This is a genomic window from Psychrosphaera sp. 1_MG-2023 (assembly GCF_030548245.1).
Taxonomy (GTDB): Bacteria; Pseudomonadota; Gammaproteobacteria; order Enterobacterales; family Alteromonadaceae; genus Psychrosphaera; species Psychrosphaera algicola.
On the sequence record NZ_JAUORW010000071.1, the window covers coordinates 1 to 532 of the forward strand.

The following is a 532-nucleotide window of genomic DNA, read 5'->3' on the forward strand; positions in this document are numbered from 1 at the left end:
TGACTATAGAAACTCAGGACTTTGCCTTAGTTGACGACCACACAATTAATGGTGATGTATTACTCAAAGGGAAAACATTGAACCTTAATGGCCGTAGTTTAACAATAAAGGGTAATTTGATTCATTCTGGCGGTAATTTATTAGTCAATAATGGCCGACTAGAAGTTGAAGGTGATTACCGCATCCAAAAACCAGATACGGAGTCAGAAACAGGTTATACCTACAGTTCAGGGGTATTACGTATGGAAAACGTTGATGATTACATACTGGTACATGGTGATTTTGTCATGGACAGTCGTTATGGCGGTTTTGATACACATTCATCATCCTCTTATTATATCTACAATGGTGATTGGCTAACAGCGGGTACATTAGAGCTTAAAGGTGATTTGACTCAGTTAAGTACATCAACTACAGATACTGTTAGTTATCTTGAAAGATATTATCCGCACGAAAACTTTCAGGCGACAGTAAGCCATAAAGTAATATTATCGGGTGAATCTAAACAGGTAATAAGCTTTGAAGATGCAGC

Annotated in this window: 1 protein-coding gene; it reads left to right on the forward strand. The window is 37.6% G+C overall.

All coding sequences use genetic code 11. The features are described from left to right. Positions 1-532: hypothetical protein (locus tag Q4575_RS19765; RefSeq protein ID WP_303523948.1), on the forward strand; the 532-nt coding region annotated here is incomplete at both ends.